The 1809-nt window shown below is 71.6% G+C and carries 2 protein-coding genes; both read left to right on the forward strand.

Annotation, left to right across the window (positions count from 1 at the left end):
- Nucleotides 1-125: 125 nt before the first annotated feature.
- A complete protein-coding gene (locus O3Q52_RS52690; protein WP_269655485.1) occupies nucleotides 126-1070 on the forward strand; it encodes an NADP-dependent oxidoreductase in 945 nt (314 codons plus the stop codon).
- Nucleotides 1071-1099: 29 nt separating this feature from the next.
- Nucleotides 1100-1809 (forward strand): alpha/beta hydrolase (locus tag O3Q52_RS52695; protein ID WP_269655486.1); only part of this gene is annotated, 710 nt, incomplete at its 3' end.

Genomic DNA, 1809 nt, shown 5'->3' on the forward strand with positions numbered 1-1809 from the left:
GGGGCAAAACCTGCTGGTGAGGGCACTGCGATCCGCCCTGGCGGCGAATCCCAGCTCGTTGCCCTGCTCCGCAGGAGCCCGTTTCCTCTCTGCCCTGAACGGCGGAGTATCCACGGAGGAATCCGATGAAGGCAGTACGTTTCCACGAGTACGGCGACCCCGGCGTCCTGCGCTATGAGGACGTGGAGCAGCCCGCCCCTGGGGCCGGTGAGGTCCGGATCCGCGTCGCCGCGACGTCGTTCAACGCCGTAGACGGCAACATCCGTGGCGGCTTCATGCGTGGCCCCATCCCGGTGGTGCTGCCGCACACTCCCGGCATCGACGTCGCCGGCACGGTCGACGTGCTGGGCGAGGGCGTGGACGGCATCGCGGTCGGCGACGACGTCATCGGCTTCCTGCCGATGGACGGGAACGGCGCCGCTGCGGAGTACGTCCTCGCGCCGGCCGGGGTCCTGACGCCGGCTCCCAAGAGCGTCTCGCTGCCCGACGCCGCCGCACTGCCAATCGTGGGCCTCACCGCGTGGCAGGCGCTGTTCGACCACGGCAAGCTGACGGCCGGGCAACGCGTGCTGATCAACGGCGCCGGCGGAGCGGTCGGCGGCTACGCCGTGCAACTGGCCAAGGGGGCCGATGCCCACGTGATAGCCACGGCCAGTCCGCGCAGCAGCGAGGCGGTCAAGTCGGCCGGCGCCGATGAGGTCATCGACCACACCACCACCGGGGTGACCGCGGCGGTGACCGAGCCGGTCGACGTCGTGCTCAACCTCGCTCCGGTCGATCCGGCCGAGCTGGCCGCGCTCGTCACGCTGGTCCGTCCGGGCGGGGTCGTGGTGAACACCACGGTGTGGATGCCCGCGCCCGCCGACGAGGAGCGCGGCGTGCGCGGCATCGACCTGTTCGTCCGCAGCGACGCCGCCCAGCTGTCGAGGCTGGTCGCGCTGGTCGACCGCGGGGAGCTGCGGGTCGACGTCGCCGAACGGGTGCCGCTGGCCAAGCTGTCGGAGCTCCACGCCCGGGCCGCCGAAGGCGCGGTGCACGGCAAGGTCATCGTCGTCCCGCCTGTCGCCTGACGCCGATCCTCCGCCGAAAGGAAAAGGCCATGGCACTCAGTCTGGATCCCGAAATCGCCGAGGCGCTGGCCCCGATGGCCGGCGCGATGGCGGACGCCACACCACCGGCAGTGGGGGATATCGCGGCGCGGCGCGCCATGTGGGAGCCGATCATCGGCGCTGCGGGAACGGCCCAACCGATCCCGGCCGACGTGAAGACCAGCGAGCACTACACGACCGCCGGCGACGGCACAGACATCAGAATGCGCTGGTACGTCAAGGACGGCGCCGAGCCCGGCCCGGCCGTGCTGTTCTTCCACGGCGGCGGCTACATCTTCGGCCACATCGACCTGTTCGACGGTCCCGTCGCCCGCTACGTATCCGCCAGCGGCGTACCCATGCTCTCCGTCGAGTACCGCCGCGCCCCCGAGCACCCCTTCCCGACACCGCTCGAAGACGCCTACGCAGCGCTGAACTGGCTGCACGAGCACGCCGCCGAACTCGGCGTCGACCCCGACCGCGTCGGTGTGATGGGCGACAGCGCCGGAGGCGGTATGGCCGCAGCACTGACGATCCTCGCCCGCGAGCGCGGCGGCCCGCGGATCACCCGGCAGATCCTGCTCATGCCGATGCTCGACGACCGCACCACCACCCCCGACCCGCACATCGAGCCCTACGTGCTGTGGTCCTACGACGACAGCCTCACCGCATGGCCGGCCCTGCCCGGCGAGGCCGCCGACGGGCCCGATGTCCCCGCCAC

Origin of the sequence: Streptomyces sp. ActVer (assembly GCF_027270795.1) — a bacterium.
Lineage (GTDB): Bacteria > Actinomycetota > Actinomycetes > Streptomycetales > Streptomycetaceae > Streptomyces > Streptomyces umbrinus_A.

Bases quoted from the DNA above. Each gene is read 5' to 3' on its own strand.
- O3Q52_RS52690 (WP_269655485.1), top strand. From the start codon at position 126: ATGAAGGCAGTACGTTTCCACGAGTACGGCGACCCCGGCGTCCTGCGC.